The following is a 17,931-nucleotide window of genomic DNA, read 5'->3' on the forward strand; positions in this document are numbered from 1 at the left end:
GTGAAAGTCAGCCGACTGAGGGCTCGGGTAGCGGCCACTTGTTGTTGCGCATGAGCGTGTATTTGATGTCCACGAGACGCGGTGCGATGGTCAGGTTCAGTTGCTCAACGGGGTGGACGCGGCCGGTGTCGTCCTGCTCGGCCCGCCAGACGCAGTACTCGAGGTCGGGATAGGCCGGATTGATACCGACCTCGCCCTTGGGCATCGTGCCGTTGAAGGGCGCGAAGATGTCCATGTGGTTCCAGTAGTTCCACGCCTGAAGCGCCTTGTGCTGGTCGAAGTAGAAATAGAAATCCGGATAGCGCCCGAAGGTCCGCAACTCTCGGTGGATCAGGTGTCCGAGGAGCGGTCCCAGGTGGGCGGCGAGGCCGTCGAACTCCCAGCGAGTGTGGTGCCAGGCATCCGGCACCTGGCGGGCTGTGAACAGTCGGGCTGCAACGAGGTAGCTGATCCGGTCGCGGAGATACGCTCGGGCATCCATGGCATCCACCGAGGCGTCGACTCGCTTCAGGAATTGCTCGAAGCGATCCGGAGGCGGCCGGAACTTCGCCAAGTCGAACTTGCCGGCCATGCCGAGGGTGGCGAATAGCATATCTTTGTAGAGCCAGTTGTTGAATTCCCCTCGGGCCGCCAGCCTCTGAGTGCGTTCGCTGGTGGAGTGGAGCATCAGGTATTCGGCGAAGGCCTCGAAGTACAGGTATCCGAGGATCGGCAAGCGGGGGATCACCTCGTCCAACATCTCCAGGAACACGGACGGAGCGACGACGGCACCCTCGTAGACGATTGCCGCCGCGAGCGCGAGGAAGGTAGTGGAGTTCTTGACGCGGCTCACGACGGTCTCGCGGAGCTCGTACCTCTCGGCGGTGGACAGCAGGTATTCGAGGTGTGTGTAGATGCTCAGGTGGATCGAGCCGAGGCGCAGGTAGTCGACTCCTGCGAGTCCGCGGTAGGCGCGCCGCGGGCGGGTGATCTCGAAGATCAGCGGGGCCGGTGTCCGGCCGGACGGCCCGACTTTGGCCACGAAGGCCGGTGCTTCCTTGGTCAGGACGTACTCGGCCAGGTTGTGCATGCGAAAACCGCTGCCGTCCGCGATCAGCGGCGCGCAGTAGATGCTGCCGACCAGGCAACCCCCGGAGGGGTAGAGGAAGCCCTGCTCGCTGATCTCTTCGAGTGCGTGGGTGACATGCAGCAGGTACAGCGGTCCGGTGCTGGTGAGGGCATCGAACAGGGTATTGCCCCGCAACAGGGCACCGTTCGGCGTGCCCTGTGCCAGCCGTGTCTCCCACGCGGCGGACTGTCGCCCCAGAGGGTTGGTGTGGTCGGGGGTACTGGAGATCAGCGGTGAGTCGAAGAAGGCGTGGGCGTCGGCCCACAGGTGGTAGCCGTCACGGACGTCCATCAGTTGAGTAACCCCCGCTGCTCCAGTGCCTTGAACACGGAGTCCGCGTTGTCGAGACCGGCAAGGTGTGCTGTCTCCGAAGCCACGACGAGTTCGAATGCCACGGCCCGCAGTGCCTCGAAGGCTGTGGTGCGCACCAATGCGCCGTCCGGCCACCAGGACAGTTTCGGCTGCCGGTAGCGGTCGAGGGCGTCGGCTGCCTTGAGCAGGTCGGTGATCGCCTCGGCCCGGGAGTGGTCCATCCTGTCGTCTCCAGTGAAGGCCGCGTATGGCACGTCGTGCAGGCGCACGGCGGTCGCCGTGGCCACGATGTGTCGGGGAGTGGCGGTCAGATGGAAGTGCGCCCACACGGCATCGGCGTTGTCCGTGAGCCATAGCGCGGCCCGGGCCCCGTGGCCGGGGTCGTTCTTGTCGTGCAGACGGCGGCAGTCGTGGACCGCTGCTGCCACGATCAGCGTGGTCATGTCCTCCTCGGAGAGGCTGGTTGCTTCCGCGAGGAGCGCGGCCAGCGCGGCGGTCCGTATGGCGTGGCGCATTCCGTGCAGTGAGTCGACGAGTGCCGGCTCGGCCATCCAGGAAACGGGGATGGCCGACCGGTAGAGGAGTTGCTTAGAGGCGGCCCGCAACCGGTACACCGGAGCGTCCGGGAAGTCCGGCCGGTTGGCCTCGATCCATCCCACAGTGGCGTGATCCATGAACTGGTGATGCGGAAGCTGCCTACGTGCAGCCAGCTCGACCAGGCTGTCGGCCGGCGGGGTGGTGCTCATCGGGCCTACCCCCTGAGTTCCTCGGAAAGACGGATGACGGTCAGCCCTGGTGCTCGACCTCTGCAGGGGCGGCATTGCCGGCCTGCCCAGCCTCGAACGCAGCGGTGAAATCGGCGAGCTCCTGCTCGGTCATCAACGTGACCCCCAGCTCTTTGGCCACGGCGAAAATACGGTCAGTCGCCTCCCGCCGTGCGGCGTCACTCGCGTTGTCGTCCAGCAGCACTTCGAACTCGGCGTGATGCCCCCATGCCTCGCTCCACTTGACGGCGATCTCCACGCCTCGGAAGCGGTAGTTGTGACGCCTGTTGAACGCTTGATGCATCTGCGGCTCGAAGCCCAGTGCGTTGAAGACCCTCACTGCCGCGGACACGTCCTCGGGACCGATGGCGATCTCCGTCTCGGGGAACGCGACGCCCTGGCCGATCTTGCTGTGCTTGAGCGTGATCTTCGCCGTCCCGGCGGCGGTATTGTCGGTGACCTTCAGGAGCTTGTCCGGCAGGACGTAGAAGTGGATGTGTTTGTCGTCGCGGCCCAGGTCGGTGCCCTCCTGCTCCAGCCGGGCGCTGAGCCGGTCGTGAACCGCCTCGTCGAATCGGGCGCGCATCTCGATCTCCAGGGGCAACGGTCTGATCCCTTCTTCAGGCATGGCTGACCCGCCCGAACCTGCGCAGACGGCAGTGGCTGGTTCGGTACGGAGTGCGATCTGAGGTTGTACGGCGGCGGTGCGGACAGCGGGCTGCGCGCACCGCCGCCTGAGTGGTGCACGGAGGGTCAGGCGAGTTCACCGAACCGCTCACGCACAACGCCCTCGTGAAGGTAGTTCGGTAGTGCGACGCCGCCGACCGACGTGCGAGTAGTGGCGACCTGCTCCATCGTGTCGGTGGACAGGCCTTTTAGGAGCTGGAGGCACTGCTTCACCCACTCACGGGACTTCTCCCAGTCGCCCTCCTCCCGGTATCGAGAGGCCAGGGCATAGGCGCTCTCCGCTGCCGCCCATCGGTCGCTCGCCAGCTCCTGCTGGAAGGTGGTTTCCAGCTCCTGGACAGAGGCGGCGCGGGTCTGGTTGGTCATGGTGCCCTCTCTGCTAACGGTGGTGCCAGGTAGTGCTCAACGCGTGGAAGCGCGGAGGGTGACGTCGCCATGCTCAGTAGGTGTAGATCTCTGCCAGCGTTCGATAGTCGTGCAGCTCGTTCTTGTCGAACCACAGCTCCACTTCCTGCTGGGCCTCCTCCTCATTGCCGGAGGCGTGCACGAGGTTGGCGACCGCCTTGCCGGACGCGATGCTGGCTCCCCTGCTGTAGTGCGAGAAGTCACCACGAATCGTGCCGGCCGGAGCCTCGTTCGGGTACGTGCTGCCCACGATCTTGCGTACGGTGGCGATGGCGTCGAAGCCTTCGAGCACCAGCGCGATGACCGGTCCCTGCTGCATGAACCGGGCAGTGAACTCGTAGACCTCGGGGCCCAGTCGGTCTTCGAGGTCGAAGTAGTGGCGCCGGGTGAACTCGGCATCCATCTGCTTCATCTTGACGCCGACGATCTTGAGCGCCGCATCCTCGAACCTGGCGATGATCCTTCCGGCGAAGCCCCGCACGAGCGCGTCGGGCTTGAGGAGCACAAGCGTGCGCTCCACCTTCTGTTCCTGTTCCTGTTCCTGCGCCATGGTTCCCTTCTCATCTCTTCCGAGGGTCATGTGACGGTTGTTCAGAACGCCAGGGACAGAGGTTACAGGCGCTCGAAGGCCCTTAATTCCGCCGGTAGTTGAGCCCCGGAGGTCGATGATTACCCACCCTTCTTGTAGGGCGATCCGACAGTCGCATGAAGGCACTCAACCGCACTGTCGCCCCCCGGGGGGACGAACAGCCGCCCTCTCCCTGCGACAGACACGGCACTGGAGCGCCCGCGTCAGGGGCAGCAGGAAACGAGGAGCAAGTAGGTGGCTGCGTTCCGTGAATAGCCCTGGGAGGCCCACTAGAATCGCCCCACGAGGTACTCGACTCCGTCTCGCAGCTCCGCTTCCGCAGGGACGAGAGCGGTGACCGGCCATACCCTGCCGTCTTTCGGACACCTTCGCTCCCTCGATGGCTCGCTTGCGGGTTGCTGGCCTGCGCTCGCCAGGTGGCTCACGGGCCCGGTCGCCGTCCGGGGGCTTGCCACGACATCCCAACCGGACGGCGGTATCGAAGGTTCTCGCGGCTTGATCTCGCCAAGGCATCTTGAACACCCGTGAACACGCCGATCCCGCATGGGTCTGTGCCTACGATGTCCGGACGGCTGCATGCTGGCCACGCCGACGTACGCGAGGCGGATCGCGGGGTCTCGATTGACACACCCGAGAGTCAACCGGTCGATGCCTCTCCTCACCATGAACTGCCAGTGCAACGAGCGTGCAGTTTCGGCACATCAACCGTGCACCTTGTCGCCCCGATCCGTGAGGCTCCGCGATGGAAGTGATCGACGTTTGGAACGGCCACCGTGCGTGTATGCTCCAGGCCGCTCTTCGTCTGACCCACGAGGCCTTTGCCAGCCGCATGGGCATCTCGCCGCGAACGGTCGCCACCTGGCACTCCGACCCGGACGTGGTGCCGCGTACCGAGATGCAGCAACTCCTCGATGCCGTTCTCGAGAGCGCGCCTGCCACGGCTCGACAGCGGTTCGCTCTGCTGGTCGCGAGTTCCAGCAACGAGAGCAGGGAAGTCACAGGAGCACGACCACAGGCCCTGCGCGTCGCGATTGCAGTCGTCGTCCGCGACGAGGAGGTGCTTCTGGTCTGCCGTCGCGGCGACGATGCATCCGGGATCACGTGGCAGTTCCCCGCCGGTGTCATCAAGCCCGGAGTCGGAGCGGAGGCTGCAATGCTCCGCGAGACGTTGAACGAGACAGGTGTGCACTGCGCAGTGCGGCGAAGCTTGGGCGAGCGAGTGCACCCGGTGACCGGCGTCCACTGCCTGTACTTCCTCTGCGAGTACCTGGCAGGGGAGGCAACGAACTGTGATGTGATCGAGAACGTGGACGTGACCTGGGTATCGAAAGATGCGGTGGGCCGCTTCATCCCCACCGCCATGATCTATCGGCCGATCCTGGCAGCATTGGAGGAAGACGCATGACCGAACACACAGAAGAAGAGCGACCGGGCATCGCAGCCGCCATCGTGACCCGGGACGGCTGTGTTCTCATGGTCCGTCGTCGGGTCTCGGAAGGCCAGCTTTCGTGGCAGTTCCCGGCAGGCGAGATCGAGCCGCCCGAGAGCCCCGAGCAAGCGGCTGTTCGCGAGACCCTCGAAGAAGTCGGCATGCACGTCACCGCGCTCAAGCTCCTCGGGGAACGGGTCCACCCCAAGACCGGCCGAAGCATGTCGTACGTGGCCTGCGCCGTGGAGTCCGGAACTCCCTATGTCGCGGACGACGAAGAGCTGGACAAGGTCGAGTGGGTCCGACATGCACAGATCGCCGAATATGTGCCGTATGGCCTCTTCAGCCCGGTACAGGCGTACCTCGACGCTGCACTGAGCCAGTGACGGTCCGCCCGTGATCCGCTCACAGTAGCTCGATGACGGCTTGGCAGGAGCAGGCCGCCCACCCTTCACCAACGCGACGAACACGCCGGCAGAATGACCCTGTGCATGGTGCCGTCCCGTCCTCCCCCAGCGTCTCCGCCCGGATGAGCAAGCAGGGCTCGCGCGATACAGCGCCCGAAGTGGCAGTGCGTAAGCTGCTTCACGCCATGGGATTGCGCTACAGGGTCAATTTCCCCGTGCCGGGAATGCCACGCCGAACCATCGATATCGCGTTCAGTCGAGCGAAGATCGCAGTTTTCCTCGACGGCTGCTTCTGGCACGGCTGCCCAGAGCATGCAACACATCCGAAATCCAACTCGGAATGGTGGCGTTCAAAGCTGTCCAAGAACGCGACCCGCGACCAGGAAACAACAGAGCACTTGAAGTCGCAAGGCTGGATCGTCCTTCGCTTCTGGGAGCACGAGTTGCCGGACGAAATTGCTGCAACCGTAACCGACATCTGGTCCCATCGAAGCGAGTTGCCACGCAAGATTACCAGGTGACCCTGCCCGCACCGCACTCTGAATCGAATTTACTTTCCCTATTGGAGCACGCATGCCTGCCTCATTTGTCAGCTCACTATGCGGATACCGCGACGGAAGGCCCAACACATCCGACGCCGGATCCGACGGTAGTGTTAAGTTGGGAAAACTCTTCTTCGAGGCCATGGGAGTCTCCATCGATGCAGCCCTTCCAGAAGAGCGCGAGGGTAAGAAAGTCGGCGAACTCATGACGCTCCTGCTGTCTGCGGACCTCAAGAGCGCCTTGGAGGAGAAGGCGCCACACCTGATCGTAGATCCGGAGAAAGCATTTTCCGAGTTCGAACAGTTTACCCACCTCGGCGCTGTACGAGAATTGCGAGGCGACCTCGGCCAAGAGGTAGCACAGGCTGTCAACGAACTGGAGAAGTACTCGGTACGTGCGGGCCTCGATGAAGAAGTGCTCGACAAGGTCGTGGGACACCTGAGCAAGATCCGCGAACAGATCGACCTGGCCGACCACCGCCGTCGCGAACTCCTCAACCTCATGGGCGAAGAGTCGCTGCTCAAGCTCGACGTCACCGTCTCACGGAAACTGCCCAACAGCGACGACGAAGCAACGCAGCGACGACACCTTGTGGCCGGCTTCTCACTGAAGTGGACCCTTCGAACCGACAGAGCACAGGACTGCAGGAGCCAGGGCGCGAAGATGGCTGCACTGCGTCGAGGTCGCATGCCGCACTTCGCCGCAGTGACCATGGAGCCCCGCCCGTCCATGCTCGCAATCCTCGGGCGCGGCTCAGGTGATGTCGATTGCGTCTACCACCTGCACCTACCGGCCCTCTGCGATGCGATAGACGAGTACTGCTCCGGAACGAAGCACAAAGCCACGCTCGAGATGCGCGACACCTTCAAGCGTCTGCTCGACCAGCGGCGAGTCCGTGACTACGACGAGCTGCGCACCTACGTTGCGACCCTCTGACATCGCACGACTCGCCCCCTGCCGCCCCAGGTGAACGACCCAACGGCCTCGGCGCGCTCAATCTCACCACGCCCATCAAGGCCGACTGTCAGTCCCTGGGATTAACCTGTCCAGCATGGCTAAGCGCATCTCCATGATCGACCTGTTCGCAGGCTGCGGCGGCATGACATCCGGCTTTGTCGCCGCAAAAGGGTACAAATCGGTCATGGCGGTTGAATGGGATCTTCATGCGGCGGCTACCTATGCCGCCAACTTTGGTGAGTCCCACATGCATTGGGGGGATATCCAAGACATCAAGGACAGCGAGATCCCCAGGGCTGACGTGATCATCGGCGGCCCACCGTGCCAGGGCTTTTCGAACTTGGGGACCAGAGATGTGAACGACCCGCGCAACAAGCTATGGAAGGAGTACATCCGCTTCGTCAGGCACGCCCGCCCCAAGGTCTTCGTAATCGAGAACGTCGATCGATTCCTCAAGTCGTCCGAGTTCGCGCTGCTTCAGGCAGAGGTGCGCCCCGGCGGCCTTCTGGAAGGGTACGAACTCTCCTACGGCCTGCTGATGGCCGCGGACTACGGTGCCCCTCAGCGCCGAAAGCGCACGATCGTGATCGGGTCCCGCATCGGAAAGATTCCGCTTCCGGAACCCACGCACGGACAAGGAAACCCGCTGGGGCTGAAGAGATGGCGCACGGTCCGCGATGCCTTCGGCGGCAAACAACTCCTCGACATGCCGGCCGTCAAGTCGCTTCCCGAGTCGAAGGTGACATTCTTCGGTCAAACAGTGCCGGGTATCTACAAGAGCGAGGATCTGCACATCGGGCGGACGCCCACCGAAGTCTCGTTGCTCCGCTATGCCCATATCCCGCCCGGTGGAGGACGGTTCGATCTGCCGGAAGATCTGCTTCCCAACTGCTGGAAGAACAAGCCCACCGGAACCACCGACGTCATGGGACGAATGCGATGGGACGAGCCGTCGCTCACCATCCGAACCGAGTTCTACAAGCCCGAGAAGGGGCAATATCTGCATCCTCAGTGGGAGCCCGGCCCCGACGGCTATCGCGTGGATCGCCCCATCACACATCGCGAAGCTGCTCTGCTCCAGACCTTCCCGGACACATATCAGTGGTGCGGTACGAAGATCCAGATTGCGAAGCAGATCGGTAACGCCGTTCCGACGGTCCTCGCCGAGGCGATCGCTCGACAGATCAAGCCCTACATCTTGAGCGCTCAGTAGTCGATGACGGGTGCCGGACAGAGTGCCTCGTCCGGCCTCGCCGTGACGTACGCGGTGTCACCGATCCAAACCCGGGGTCTGCGGTCGCCGACAGGCGGAGCAGGAACCAGTCGAGTCGCGATCCAGGTTCCCTTGTCAGGTATCGGGAGGTCGAGTGCCCTGGCTACCTGGGGGCTGTCTTTCTGGTGTCCCAGGATGACTACTCCTTCCGAAGCGAGCCTCCGTCTCGCGTCCCTGACGCGCTTTGGGGCATCCAACTGTTTTGCGACCGTCACCACCGTATTCCTGTCGATAATGCGACCGTGAACGTGCCTGAAGAGCTGATCCACGCGGTTCTGTCCGACCGGGACCTGCTTCAGAGCTGTACGGGTGGCCTGGTCGAGCCCCAACAGAAGGTTGCTCTTAAGCTTCCCCTTTTCGAACAGCCACTTTATATGACGCCGTCCAAAAGAAGAGATCGAGCGTTTTCCGTCCTGATTCCCACCACGTGTCAGAATATCTTCGGAGATCCGCACCAGACCGACCCTGAAGGTTGACTCCCTGTCGTTGGCCGACATCAGAAGGCAGAGGTGCCCCATGGCTTCCCGCGGGATCATCCAATTTGCTCGCCGAGTCCCTTCCAGGGAAAACTTTGCATCCACCTCCTGAGTACCGATCCGGTAGTCCATTTCCTTGCCGACGGGCAAGTCGAACGCTGCCCGGCAAACGATCTCGACCTTCGTTCCCAAGTAGGTCTTCTCGGTCTTCTCAAGGTCGTTGACGTCATACCTTCCGGTTCTCTGCCCGTCCAGCACCTCGTCCAGGGCCTGTCTGAGTACGGAAGAGAACCGTCCTTCCAAGTCCGTATGGCTCCGGAACCACCGCACCACCTGCTCGATGCCTCTGTCGTGGCTCTCCCCCGGCGTCCCTTCGGTCTCATGTGCCCTCAGGGCATGGGGCTCATCGAACAGGACGTCTTCATCAATCGACATGGCGTCACCCTAGATCGCGACGCCAATAGTTCACCAGGTCCTGTGTGCAGCCAAAATGCTCCCCGAGCACGCCGCAGACGAGGACCGGAGGCACCTGCGCTTCGATGCCCCGGAGGGTGAGGAAGTCACAAGCCGAGGTCGTGGAGAGGTAATCGGCGAAACTCCGCCCGCCGAGGCTGAAGGCACGCTGACGTACTGTCGGCCGAGGCCTCCTGCGCCGTGCCATCCGGTCAGCGCGAACCCCTCTGCTCCCCCAAGGGATCTGGGGGAAGCGGAGCTTGGACAGTTACGCTCAGAACAGCGACTCCCGCTGGGCCACTGAACCGCTGTAGGCACCCGGACATGAGAGGACCCTCGGCCATGGGCAGGACTGAGTACTACAACGACCCGGCCGCTCCGAAAGCAAACACCCTCATCCCTGCCAGCAACCTGCTCGTCGTCAACGAGACCGGCGCCATCCTCCTCCAGCGCCGCCGCGACACCGGCCAGTGGGCGCTTCCCGGAGGCGCCCAGGACATCGGCGAGACCGCGGCGGAGTGCGCGGTGCGCGAGTGCCTGGAGGAGACCGGCATCATCGCCGAGATCACCGGCTTCCTCGGCGTCTACACCAACCCGAACCACATCGTCGCCTACAGCGACGGAGAGATCCGCCAGCAGTACGAGAACACCTACATCGGCCGCCTCATCGGCGGAACTCCTACAATCAACGACGAGGCTGACGGGGTGCGCTTCGTCCAGCCGGCCGACCTCGACCAGTACGACATCCACCCAAGCATGCGTCAGCAGATCGGGGACTACCTGGCCGGTACCTACCCCTACCTCGGCTGAGCCGTCGGCGCCGTCTCGACCTCCTCCGGAAGAGAGAATCTCCGGCACCGCACGGCGTATGCATCGGGCGATGAAGCTGCCCGTGCCAAGATCCTGCCGTCTCCCCCCACACTTCGTCCAGCGGCACTCGCACGCATGCTGATTTGCCACAGAAACACCTCGAACACCGGACAGATCGACTCCGTGGCAGAGCGGTCAGCTTTCCTGTGCTCGGTCGAGGATGGCCCGCACCCGTTCCAGTTCCACGGCCACCCTGGGCCATCCATATGCGTATATGCCTACCTCGGTACGCCGAGCGATGTCCTGGATGCGATCGAGCACGTGTCGAGCGGCTTCGATTCCTTCCGTGCCGAGAGGTGGCTCCACGTCGCACCAAGGGAACCTGGGTGACGCAAGAACCAAGTCTTCCGCAACGGGAACGATCAACAGAAATTCCCTGCGTGTGGAATCTGTCGCCACCGGCACCACGTCCACTCCTTTCAGAATCCCTGCTTCACCGGCGATCCTACAAAGTAGGGAAAGCGAGGTGGGGTCGTGCCAATCTGCGTCGCACTTGAGCCTCGACGCAAAGCCTTGCGCTCCGTCTCCGCTCTCCACCTCACTCACCTTGCCGAGGCCCTGTCGAAGCAGGATTGCGCCCTCTCGAGGGTTGCTTCCGGGTCAAGGCCGTGAGCCTCCACCCAATGGAGGAGATCGGCAATCAACCTGACGGCATCCTCGGCCGCTCGGGCCAAAGGGGAACCACTGAGGTCGAGGGAGCAGCAGACCTGTTGACCGTAGGAGGTCAGCAGCTTGTCGGCTCGGGAGACGCGGTGGTCCGGAACGTGGCCATGCGGTGACGTCAGCGTCGTGGCCAGTTCGCACCACGTGGCTTTCCCGTCGGCTCTGAGGGAAACACCCCACTTCTCAGACATCGCGTCGACCAGAGCCAGACCTCGCCCGCCCTCTTCCTGGCCTTCTGTCCGGACCGACGTCGGCAGTTGGTCCATTGACGGATCCCGCACCTCCAGACGCAGGTTGGCGCCCTCCATCGAAACCACCAAGGTGGCCCGAACACCGACTCCCACGTGCCTGATCACGTTCGTGGCCAGTTCGCTGACACAGAGCTGCGCGGCCTCCGCTACACCCAACAGTCCCCAGTGGGCGAGATGTTGCCGAATGATCCGACGAAGAGCAGGGACTTCGCGAGATTCTGCCGTGAAGGGGACCTGCAACTCCGAGCGCGGCAGGCAGTTGTCGTGGTTCACGGTCGACCTCCTAGTACGAAAGGGTCTCGTGTGCCGTCAACGGCTCGATGAGCAGTGGCCTGTCGCCCTGGCGCAGGCGCCCTGCTCCCAGGGCAGGAGAAGTCCGGCGAACCTGCACGATGCACTTCTGCTCACTGTCCGCGACAGCGCAGCACCCAACGTAGAGATGTCGAGGCAATTTTGCCACATGAGTCCGGCAAATTAGCTCGATCGTGGTCCGAGTCGTTGAGACACGGCAGACTGTCAGCGCGCACACGGAAGGAACGGCATGCCCTCGAAGCCAGCCCCCACTCAGCGACAGAAGCGCCTCGGGCACGAGCTGCGCAGGATGCGGATTGCGGCAGGCATGCCCGCGGATGCCGCTGCGAAGTTGCTCGGCGTCGACCGCGGGAAGATCTCCTATATGGAGTCCGGCGTTCGGAACATCAGCGAAGGCCGGCTGCTGACGTTGGCCCACCACTGCGGTTGCACCGACGAAAGGTACGTCGCCGAGTTGGTCGACATGGCTTCACCCGGCGCGCCTGGCTGGTGGGAGCAGTATCGAGGTGTTCTGCCGCAAGGCATGTTGGACATTGCAGAGTTGGAAGCGCGAGCCACCCGCATGCGCGCGTCGTACACCGTGCACATTCCCGGCCTGCTTCAGACGACCGATTACGCGCTGGCCGTCTTTCGCGCGGTCCTTCCCCGGTTGCCGGAACACGAGGTCGCGATGAGAGCGGCGTATCGGAGCCGTCGTCAAGAGCTGCTCAACGCCGATGGAGCCACACCCTTCACCGGCATCATCCACGAAGCAGCACTTCGTATGCAGTTCGGGGGTGTGCAGGTCGCCAGGGAGCAGCTCGAGTACCTGCTCGCCCAGTCCGAGAAGGAAGGCGTCACCGTCCTCGTCGTTCCCTTCGCTCACGGAGCGTTCCCCGGAGCGGGGCAGACGGTTCTGTACGCAGAAGGAGTGACCGAGCAGTTGGATACTGTGCAGGTCGACAACTCACATGGCCCGGTCTTCCTCTACGAGGAGGCGGAGTTGACCAAGTACCGTGCCCTCCTGCAACGGATGAAGGAACTGGCCCTTTCCCCGGACGACTCCAGGGACTTCATCCGCGCTATCGCACACAGGCTGTAGGAGGCTTCATGCCGGAGATCCACTGGGAAGAGCCGTTCTGCGGGGAAGGCAACTCGTGCTTCCGGATAGGTATCGATGAAGCAGGTAACGCATACATAGCGGTGCTCGGTCAGGAAGACCGTTTCATCACAGACAGTCGAGACGCTCTCCGAACCATGATCCGGGACATCAAGGCCGGTAAGGCGGACCATCTGTTGCAGTGAGAGAACCGCTCGGTCGGACCGGGTCCCCGGCCGGACCGCGCCCGAGCGCCTCGCTGCCACCGTCGGGCCGTCGCCGTCCCGGTCACCCGGGGCACGAACAGCGCAACCTGATCAGTGAGGCCCTGGCTCTCTGGAGCAAGAATTGACCCTTCAGACGTTCTCCCTGGGCGCCGCCCATCGCAGCCGCGGCGCCCAAGGCCCTCCTATGACCTACGCCGTCGCCGCCAGCTCCGCCCGGCCGAACAGCAGGGCGTACCCCGGCGGCAGCTGGGTCAGGATCCGGGTGGTCAGGGTTTCGCCCACGTGGGTGGAGAGGACGCTCAGGACCGAGCTGACGTGCCAGCGGGCCGTGGCCGGGGTCGCGCCCTCGATGCGGGTGGCCACCAAGTCGACGAACTCGCGGGCCGTCAGGGGGTGGGTCGCCGGGATCTGGGAGGCGATGACGCGGCCCGCCTCCTGGGGGAGCGCCTGCGCGAGGGCCACGCGTTCGTCGCCGGTGACGTGGCCGCCCAGGGCCGTCAGGACGATGCGGGTGATGCGTTCCGCCTCCGCCCCCGTCGGGTACTGGCCCGCCTCACGCACCGTCTCGGTCAGCTCCAGCCAGCCGGTGTCCTCGGCCGCGTCCCGGGTGCGGGGGCGTACCGACGGGGTCGGGGCGGGGATGGTGGTTCTGGGCTGCGGGGTCGTCACGGTCATCGTGGTGGCTCCTCCTCCGGGACACTGCGGGGCACCGCAAACCCGGTACCCCGTAACGCGTCGGGCATGAGCGGGAGTTCGGCCAAAGTGCGGCCGGTGGTGCTGCCCGAGTGTGTGGGTGGCTGGATGTGGGAGTGGTTCGTGGGGGCCGAGTGGGCCGAGTGCCTGTGCTGGTGATGGGTTCGGACGGGGCTGCTGTCGTCGGGCGCGTCCCCGGGGCCCGCTCCGGGCACCGGGGACGACGCGTCCTCGCCTCGGCCGGCGGGCGGCGCCGTCTGCGGCCGGGACCGGTCGGTTCAGCCGCTGATCTGCCTGCGGCCCGATCCGCCGCCGGTGATCTGGATGCGGCGGGGCTTGGCCTGTTCGGCCACCGGGATGCGCAGGGTCAGGACGCCGGCGTCGTACGAGGCGTCGATGCGGTCCGTGTCGAGCGTGTCCCCCAGGAACAGCTGGCGCGTGAACGTGCCCGTCGGCCGCTCGGCGACCAGGATCTCCGCGTCCTTCGGAGCGGGGCCGCGTCGTTCGGCGCGGACGTTGAGGACGTTGCGCTCGACGTCCAGTTCGATCGTCTCGGGGTCGATGCCCGGCAGGTCGAAGTGGATCAGGAACGCGTCCCCGGACCGGTAGGCGTCCATCGGCATCGCGGCCGGGCCCCCGGCGTTCGTGCCGAGCACCTGCTGCGCGAGCCGGTCGAGTTCGCGGAAGGGGTCCGTGCGCATGAGCATCACAGGTCACTCCTCTCTTCAGGCGCTGTGTGCGATGCCCTTCGGCTTCTTATATAACTCTCGGCTGGAAACTTGACAAGCCTCGACTCAGGTTCGTTTTCCGTTCCGACCTGCGCGTTAACCTCGGGGCAGGTACGACGGATCAACGAGGGTTTGCCAGGAGGCACTCATGGCCAGGGTTCCCAGCGCGCTTGTCGCCGCCACCGGGCTCGTCGGCGGCTACGGCGTCGCCCGTTGGACCAAGAAGCGGCAGCTGGGCGGGGCCGTGCTGGCCGTCGCCGGGGCCGCCGCCGCGCAGCAGTGGCGTGCGCGGGCCGGCGGGAAGGCCGCGGGTGCGCTGACCGCCGCGTACGTCGCCGCCTTCGCCGGCTCCCACCCGCTGGCCAAGAAGGTCGGCGCCTGGCCGTCCGTCCTCGGTGTCGCCGGCGCCGTCGCCGCCGCCTCCTGGGCCGTCGCCGACCGCAAGGCCTGACGACCCCCGCAGCCCATAGCCGCAACCACGGCACCGGCAACGGCAACGGCGGCTACGACACCCTCTCCCCCGCCCGGAACGCCTTCCGGTACCCCTGCGGGCTCGTCCCCGCCACCCTCCGGAAGCGTTCCCGGAAGGCCGTGGGGGAGCCGAATCCCGTCTGGGCCGCGATGCGTTCCACGGGGTGGTCCGTCGTCTCCAGCAGGTACTGGGCGCGCCGCACCCGCGCCCGGTGCAGCCACTGCAGCGGTGTCGTCCCGGTCTGGTCGCGGAAGCGGCGGTTGAGGGTACGGGTGCTCATGCCGGCCTTCGCCGCGATCTCCTCCAGCGCCAGATCGCGGTCGCAGTGGTCCTCCAGCCAGTGCAGCAGCGGCTCCAGGGTCGCGCCGGCCGGTACCGGGGGCAGGTCGTGGACGATGAACTGGGCCTGCCCGCCCTCCCGTTCCAGCGGCATCACCGACATCCGGGCCGCGTGCGCGGCGACCGCCGAGCCGAAGTCCCTGCGGATCATGTGCAGGCACAGGTCCAGGGCCGCCGCCGCGCCCGCCGACGTCAGGAACTGGCCGTTGTCGACGTAGAGCACGTTCGGGTCGACGGTCACCTCCGGGTACCGCGCCGCCAGGTCGCCGGCCGCGGCCCAGTGGGTCGTCGCGCGCAACCCGTCCAGCAATCCCGTCGCCGCGAAGAGGAACGCGCCGACGCACACCGACGCGATCCGGGTGCCGTTCGCCGCCGCCGCGCGCAGCGCCTCCGCGACCCCGGCCGGCAGCGTCTCCGGTGGGTCCGCGACCCCCGGCAGCATGATCGTGTCGGCCTCCGCGAGCGCCCCCAGGCCGTACGGCGCCCGGACCGTGAAGGCACCCGAGGCGACCTCCTCGCGTACCGAGCACACCCGCACCCGGTACGGCTCCCGGCCGTCGGGCAGCCGGGCCCAGCCGAAGGTGTCGATGGGGGCGGACAGGTCGAACGGGATGACGCCGTCCAGCGCCAGTACGGCCACGGTGTGCATGGCAGGAAGCTAGTCGGTCAACCGGTTCCCGCCAAGGCCGCTCCAGGAGGGAAGTCGTGGGCAGGCCAGTTCTTCTGACCGCTGGCGGGAATCCGTCGGGAGGTGGCAATCGTGCCGCTTCTCCGCGATCACGCCGCGCCCTAGCGTCGGCCCGTGACCAAGTTCCTCCTCGCCGTGCACGTCATCGCCGCGATCCTCGCCATCGGTCCCGTCGCCGTCGCCGCCAGCATGTTCCCGCCCGCCGCCCGCCGGGCCCTGGCCGCCGCCGGTCCCGGTGCCGCCGACGGCACCGGTCCCGGTGCGGACGGCGGCACCGGGACCCTGGACCTGCTGCACCGGATATGCCGGGTCTACGCCGTCGTCGGCGTCGTCGTTCCCGTCTTCGGCTTCGCCACCGCGAGCCGCATGGGCGTGCTCGGCAGCGCCTGGCTGATCGTGTCCATCGCGCTGACCGCCCTCGCCGCGCTCGTCCTGGCCGCCGTGATCCTCCCGGCCCAGGCGGCGCTCCTCGAAGCCGGCGGCGGCGACGGCGCCCGCACCGCCGCCCGCCTCGCCATGGCCACCGGTGTCTTCAACCTGCTGTGGGCCGCCGTCACCGTCCTGATGATCGTCCGCCCGGGCTCCACCACCGGCGCCTGACGCTCACGGCCTGCTCGCCGCCGGCGGTGCCGCCGGGCCGCCGCCCCGCGGCCCCGACGCGCCCCGGGACGGCCCCGCCGCCGCCCGGGCCCGGCTCGCCACCGCCGTCAGCGGGCGGGCGATGTCCTCCAGGGAGCGGCGCTCGGCCCGTACCGCCAGGAACGCGGCCACCAGGCCGGCCGCGCACATCAGCGCGGCGCCGATGCAGAAGGCCAGGACCGTGTCGCCGACCCGGCCGGTGCCCGTGAGGTCGGCGAACAGGAGCGGGCCGCTGACGCCGCCGGCCGCGGTGCCGAGGGCGTAGAAGAAGGCGATGGACATGGCGCGGGTCTCCATCGGGAAGATCTCCGACACCGTCAGGTAGGCGCTGGAGGCGCCCGCCGAGGCGAAGAACAGCACCGCGCACCAGCAGGCGGTCAGCCCGGCCGCGTTCAGCGCGCCCCGGTCGAACAGCAGGGCCGTGCCGAACAGCAGCAGGCCCGACAGCAGGTAGGTCGAGGAGATCATCACGCGCCGGCCGACCGTGTCGAAGAGCTTGCCGAGCAGCAGCGGGCCGCAGAAGTTGCCGGCCGCGATCACCGCGAAGTAGTAGCCGGTGTGGTCGGAGGGCACGTCGTAGAACTTGGTCAGGATCGCGCCGAAGCCGAAGGTGATGGCGTTGTACAGGAACGCCTGGCCGATGAAGAGGGAGAAGCCGAGGATGGCGCGCCTGCGGTAGCGGCCGAAGACCGTGCGGGCGATCTCCAGGAAGGAGACGCTCTCGCGCTGGTGGATCTCCAGCTCGCCCTCGGGCTCGGGCAGCCGTTCGCCGCGCTCGGCCTCCACCCGGCGTTCGATGCCGGAGACGATCTCCTCGGCCTCCCGGTCCCGACCGTGGATCAGCAGCCAGCGCGGGCTCTCCGGGACGTGCCGTCGTACCAGCAGGATGACGAGGGCGAGGACGGCGCCGAGGGCGAACGTGAGCCGCCAGCCGACGTTCGCGGCCAGCAGGTCGGTGTTCAGCGCGACGATCGACAGCAGGGAACCGCCGACCGCGCCGAGCCAGAAGCTGCCGTTGATGATCAGGTCGACCCGGCCGCGGTAGTCCGCCGGGATCAGCTCGTCGATCGCGGAGTTGATCGCCGCGTACTCGCCGCCGATGCCGAAGCCGGTCAGGAAGCGGAACAGGAAGAACCACCAGGCTTCCCAGGAGACCGAGGTGAGGGCGGTCGCGGCCAGATACACCGCCAGGGTGATCATGAACAGGTTCCGGCGGCCGAACCGGTCGGTCAGGCGGCCCCAGAACAGGGCGCCGACACAGGCGCCCGCGACGTAGAGCGCGGCGGCGACGCCGGTGACCTGCCCGGAGGAGATCGCCAGGCCGCTGCCGGACTCCGACAGCCGGCTGGCGATGTTGCCGACGACCGTGACCTCCAGGCCGTCCAGGATCCATACGGTGCCCAGCCCGATCACGATGGTCCAGTGCCAGCGGGACCAGGGCAGCCGGTCCAGCCGGGCGGGAATGTTGGTGGTGATCGTCCGGCCGGTCCCCACCGGCGGCGTCTCCGCTTCGCTCATCTGACCCCTCCTCCTCGAAGGACGGAGAACCGGGTGCCCGGCCCGCGCCG

General features: G+C 66.0%; 21 protein-coding genes. 10 read left to right on the plus strand and 11 right to left on the minus strand.

The window, feature by feature from the left end; translation table 11 throughout:
* Positions 1-7: 7 nt before the first annotated feature.
* The 5 genes from ACZ4W9_RS17745 to ACZ4W9_RS17765 all read right to left on the minus strand — a co-directional run bounded on the left by ACZ4W9_RS17745 (position 8) and on the right by ACZ4W9_RS17765 (position 3,826).
* Positions 8-1,399: a hypothetical protein gene (locus tag ACZ4W9_RS17745; protein ID WP_467936626.1), complete on the minus strand. Its 1,392-nt coding sequence runs from the start codon at positions 1,397-1,399 to the stop codon at positions 8-10.
* On the minus strand, positions 1,399-2,166 hold the full coding sequence (locus ACZ4W9_RS17750; protein WP_467936628.1) for a hypothetical protein: 768 nt from the start codon (positions 2,164-2,166) through the stop codon (positions 1,399-1,401). Before ACZ4W9_RS17750 ends, ACZ4W9_RS17745 begins: the two co-directional genes overlap by 1 nt.
* A 40-nt stretch (positions 2,167-2,206) precedes the next feature.
* Positions 2,207-2,788, minus strand: a complete 582-nt coding sequence (locus ACZ4W9_RS17755; protein ID WP_467936630.1) for a hypothetical protein — start codon at positions 2,786-2,788, stop codon at positions 2,207-2,209.
* A 149-nt stretch (positions 2,789-2,937) separates the two neighbouring features.
* Positions 2,938-3,237: a hypothetical protein gene (locus ACZ4W9_RS17760; RefSeq protein WP_467936632.1), complete on the minus strand. Its 300-nt coding sequence runs from the start codon at positions 3,235-3,237 to the stop codon at positions 2,938-2,940.
* Positions 3,238-3,310: 73 nt separating this feature from the next.
* Positions 3,311-3,826 (minus strand): nucleoside-diphosphate kinase, encoded by a 516-nt coding sequence (locus ACZ4W9_RS17765; protein ID WP_467936634.1) that lies wholly within the window; start codon positions 3,824-3,826, stop codon positions 3,311-3,313.
* A 781-nt stretch (positions 3,827-4,607) separates the two neighbouring features.
* Between ACZ4W9_RS17765 and ACZ4W9_RS17770 the strand changes: the two genes are divergently transcribed.
* From ACZ4W9_RS17770 to ACZ4W9_RS17790, 5 genes are all read left to right on the plus strand, one after another.
* Complete coding sequence (locus ACZ4W9_RS17770; RefSeq protein ID WP_467936636.1) at positions 4,608-5,270, plus strand: NUDIX hydrolase; 663 nt, start codon at positions 4,608-4,610, stop codon at positions 5,268-5,270.
* The gene (locus tag ACZ4W9_RS17775) at positions 5,267-5,680 is read left to right on the plus strand and encodes an NUDIX hydrolase (RefSeq protein ID WP_467936638.1); all 414 of its coding nucleotides are present in this window, start codon (positions 5,267-5,269) and stop codon (positions 5,678-5,680) included. The genes ACZ4W9_RS17770 and ACZ4W9_RS17775 overlap by 4 nt, the downstream gene beginning before the upstream one ends.
* 143 nt (positions 5,681-5,823) lie before the next feature.
* Positions 5,824-6,222 (plus strand): very short patch repair endonuclease, encoded by a 399-nt coding sequence (locus ACZ4W9_RS17780; RefSeq protein ID WP_467936640.1) that lies wholly within the window; start codon positions 5,824-5,826, stop codon positions 6,220-6,222.
* A 139-nt stretch (positions 6,223-6,361) separates the two neighbouring features.
* Positions 6,362-7,180 carry an NgoMIV family type II restriction endonuclease gene (locus tag ACZ4W9_RS17785; RefSeq protein WP_467936642.1) on the plus strand — a complete coding sequence of 273 codons (819 nt, stop codon included), beginning with the start codon at positions 6,362-6,364 and terminating at the stop codon, positions 7,178-7,180.
* A 115-nt stretch (positions 7,181-7,295) separates the two neighbouring features.
* Positions 7,296-8,414 carry a DNA cytosine methyltransferase gene (locus tag ACZ4W9_RS17790; protein WP_467936644.1) on the plus strand — a complete coding sequence of 373 codons (1,119 nt, stop codon included), beginning with the start codon at positions 7,296-7,298 and terminating at the stop codon, positions 8,412-8,414.
* Here ACZ4W9_RS17790 and ACZ4W9_RS17795 read toward each other — a convergent pair.
* The gene (locus tag ACZ4W9_RS17795) at positions 8,408-9,385 is read right to left on the minus strand and encodes a NaeI family type II restriction endonuclease (protein WP_467936646.1); all 978 of its coding nucleotides are present in this window, start codon (positions 9,383-9,385) and stop codon (positions 8,408-8,410) included. The genes ACZ4W9_RS17790 and ACZ4W9_RS17795 overlap by 7 nt on opposite strands.
* Positions 9,386-9,745: 360 nt before the next feature.
* Between ACZ4W9_RS17795 and ACZ4W9_RS17800 the strand changes: the two genes are divergently transcribed.
* Positions 9,746-10,213 (plus strand): NUDIX hydrolase, encoded by a 468-nt coding sequence (locus tag ACZ4W9_RS17800; protein WP_467936648.1) that lies wholly within the window; start codon positions 9,746-9,748, stop codon positions 10,211-10,213.
* A 602-nt stretch (positions 10,214-10,815) separates the two neighbouring features.
* Here ACZ4W9_RS17800 and ACZ4W9_RS17805 read toward each other — a convergent pair.
* On the minus strand, positions 10,816-11,460 hold the full coding sequence (locus tag ACZ4W9_RS17805; RefSeq protein WP_467936650.1) for an ATP-binding protein: 645 nt from the start codon (positions 11,458-11,460) through the stop codon (positions 10,816-10,818).
* Positions 11,461-11,728: 268 nt separating this feature from the next.
* On the opposite strand from ACZ4W9_RS17805, the gene ACZ4W9_RS17810 reads away from it, so the two are divergent.
* Positions 11,729-12,580: a DUF5753 domain-containing protein gene (locus ACZ4W9_RS17810; RefSeq protein ID WP_467936652.1), complete on the plus strand. Its 852-nt coding sequence runs from the start codon at positions 11,729-11,731 to the stop codon at positions 12,578-12,580.
* 8 nt (positions 12,581-12,588) lie between these two features.
* Positions 12,589-12,783 (plus strand): hypothetical protein, encoded by a 195-nt coding sequence (locus ACZ4W9_RS17815; RefSeq protein WP_467936654.1) that lies wholly within the window; start codon positions 12,589-12,591, stop codon positions 12,781-12,783.
* Positions 12,784-12,993: 210 nt separating this feature from the next.
* Here ACZ4W9_RS17815 and ACZ4W9_RS17820 read toward each other — a convergent pair whose 3' ends face one another.
* Together ACZ4W9_RS17820 and ACZ4W9_RS17825 are read right to left on the minus strand one after the other, a co-directional pair.
* Positions 12,994-13,479, minus strand: coding sequence for a DUF2267 domain-containing protein (locus ACZ4W9_RS17820; protein ID WP_467936656.1), 486 nt, complete (start codon positions 13,477-13,479; stop codon positions 12,994-12,996).
* Between the two features lie 296 nt (positions 13,480-13,775).
* Positions 13,776-14,204, minus strand: a complete 429-nt coding sequence (locus ACZ4W9_RS17825; RefSeq protein ID WP_467936659.1) for an Hsp20/alpha crystallin family protein — start codon at positions 14,202-14,204, stop codon at positions 13,776-13,778.
* Between the two features lie 169 nt (positions 14,205-14,373).
* Here ACZ4W9_RS17825 and ACZ4W9_RS17830 point away from each other — a divergent pair, with 169 nt between their 5' ends.
* Positions 14,374-14,676: a hypothetical protein gene (locus ACZ4W9_RS17830; protein WP_318203324.1), complete on the plus strand. Its 303-nt coding sequence runs from the start codon at positions 14,374-14,376 to the stop codon at positions 14,674-14,676.
* Positions 14,677-14,728: 52 nt separating this feature from the next.
* On the opposite strand, the gene ACZ4W9_RS17835 is transcribed toward ACZ4W9_RS17830, so the two are convergent.
* On the minus strand, positions 14,729-15,685 hold the full coding sequence (locus ACZ4W9_RS17835; RefSeq protein WP_467936661.1) for a GlxA family transcriptional regulator: 957 nt from the start codon (positions 15,683-15,685) through the stop codon (positions 14,729-14,731).
* A 153-nt stretch (positions 15,686-15,838) separates the two neighbouring features.
* On the opposite strand from ACZ4W9_RS17835, the gene ACZ4W9_RS17840 reads away from it, so the two are divergent.
* Positions 15,839-16,324 (plus strand): hypothetical protein, encoded by a 486-nt coding sequence (locus ACZ4W9_RS17840; protein ID WP_467936663.1) that lies wholly within the window; start codon positions 15,839-15,841, stop codon positions 16,322-16,324.
* A gap of 3 nt (positions 16,325-16,327) precedes the next feature.
* On the opposite strand, the gene ACZ4W9_RS17845 is transcribed toward ACZ4W9_RS17840, so the two are convergent.
* Positions 16,328-17,881, minus strand: coding sequence for an MFS transporter (locus ACZ4W9_RS17845; RefSeq protein ID WP_467936665.1), 1,554 nt, complete (start codon positions 17,879-17,881; stop codon positions 16,328-16,330).
* Positions 17,882-17,931 lie beyond the last annotated feature (50 nt).

The sequence above is a fragment of the Streptomyces sp. NPDC029296 genome, from assembly GCF_055569255.1.

Coding starts and splice junctions, on each gene's coding strand:
- ACZ4W9_RS17835 (WP_467936661.1), bottom strand. CDS start 15,685: ATGCACACCGTGGCCGTACTGGCGCTGGACGGCGTCATCCCGTTCGAC.
- ACZ4W9_RS17750 (WP_467936628.1), bottom strand. CDS start 2,166: ATGAGCACCACCCCGCCGGCCGACAGCCTGGTCGAGCTGGCTGCACGT.
- ACZ4W9_RS17845 (WP_467936665.1), bottom strand. CDS start 17,881: ATGAGCGAAGCGGAGACGCCGCCGGTGGGGACCGGCCGGACGATCACC.
- ACZ4W9_RS17820 (WP_467936656.1), bottom strand. CDS start 13,479: ATGACCGTGACGACCCCGCAGCCCAGAACCACCATCCCCGCCCCGACC.
- ACZ4W9_RS17830 (WP_318203324.1), top strand. CDS start 14,374: ATGGCCAGGGTTCCCAGCGCGCTTGTCGCCGCCACCGGGCTCGTCGGC.
- ACZ4W9_RS17760 (WP_467936632.1), bottom strand. CDS start 3,237: ATGACCAACCAGACCCGCGCCGCCTCTGTCCAGGAGCTGGAAACCACC.
- ACZ4W9_RS17780 (WP_467936640.1), top strand. CDS start 5,824: ATGAGCAAGCAGGGCTCGCGCGATACAGCGCCCGAAGTGGCAGTGCGT.
- ACZ4W9_RS17765 (WP_467936634.1), bottom strand. CDS start 3,826: ATGGCGCAGGAACAGGAACAGGAACAGAAGGTGGAGCGCACGCTTGTG.
- ACZ4W9_RS17790 (WP_467936644.1), top strand. CDS start 7,296: ATGGCTAAGCGCATCTCCATGATCGACCTGTTCGCAGGCTGCGGCGGC.
- ACZ4W9_RS17795 (WP_467936646.1), bottom strand. CDS start 9,385: ATGTCGATTGATGAAGACGTCCTGTTCGATGAGCCCCATGCCCTGAGG.
- ACZ4W9_RS17825 (WP_467936659.1), bottom strand. CDS start 14,204: ATGCTCATGCGCACGGACCCCTTCCGCGAACTCGACCGGCTCGCGCAG.
- ACZ4W9_RS17800 (WP_467936648.1), top strand. CDS start 9,746: ATGGGCAGGACTGAGTACTACAACGACCCGGCCGCTCCGAAAGCAAAC.
- ACZ4W9_RS17745 (WP_467936626.1), bottom strand. CDS start 1,399: ATGGACGTCCGTGACGGCTACCACCTGTGGGCCGACGCCCACGCCTTC.
- ACZ4W9_RS17775 (WP_467936638.1), top strand. CDS start 5,267: ATGACCGAACACACAGAAGAAGAGCGACCGGGCATCGCAGCCGCCATC.
- ACZ4W9_RS17770 (WP_467936636.1), top strand. CDS start 4,608: ATGGAAGTGATCGACGTTTGGAACGGCCACCGTGCGTGTATGCTCCAG.
- ACZ4W9_RS17810 (WP_467936652.1), top strand. CDS start 11,729: ATGCCCTCGAAGCCAGCCCCCACTCAGCGACAGAAGCGCCTCGGGCAC.
- ACZ4W9_RS17815 (WP_467936654.1), top strand. CDS start 12,589: ATGCCGGAGATCCACTGGGAAGAGCCGTTCTGCGGGGAAGGCAACTCG.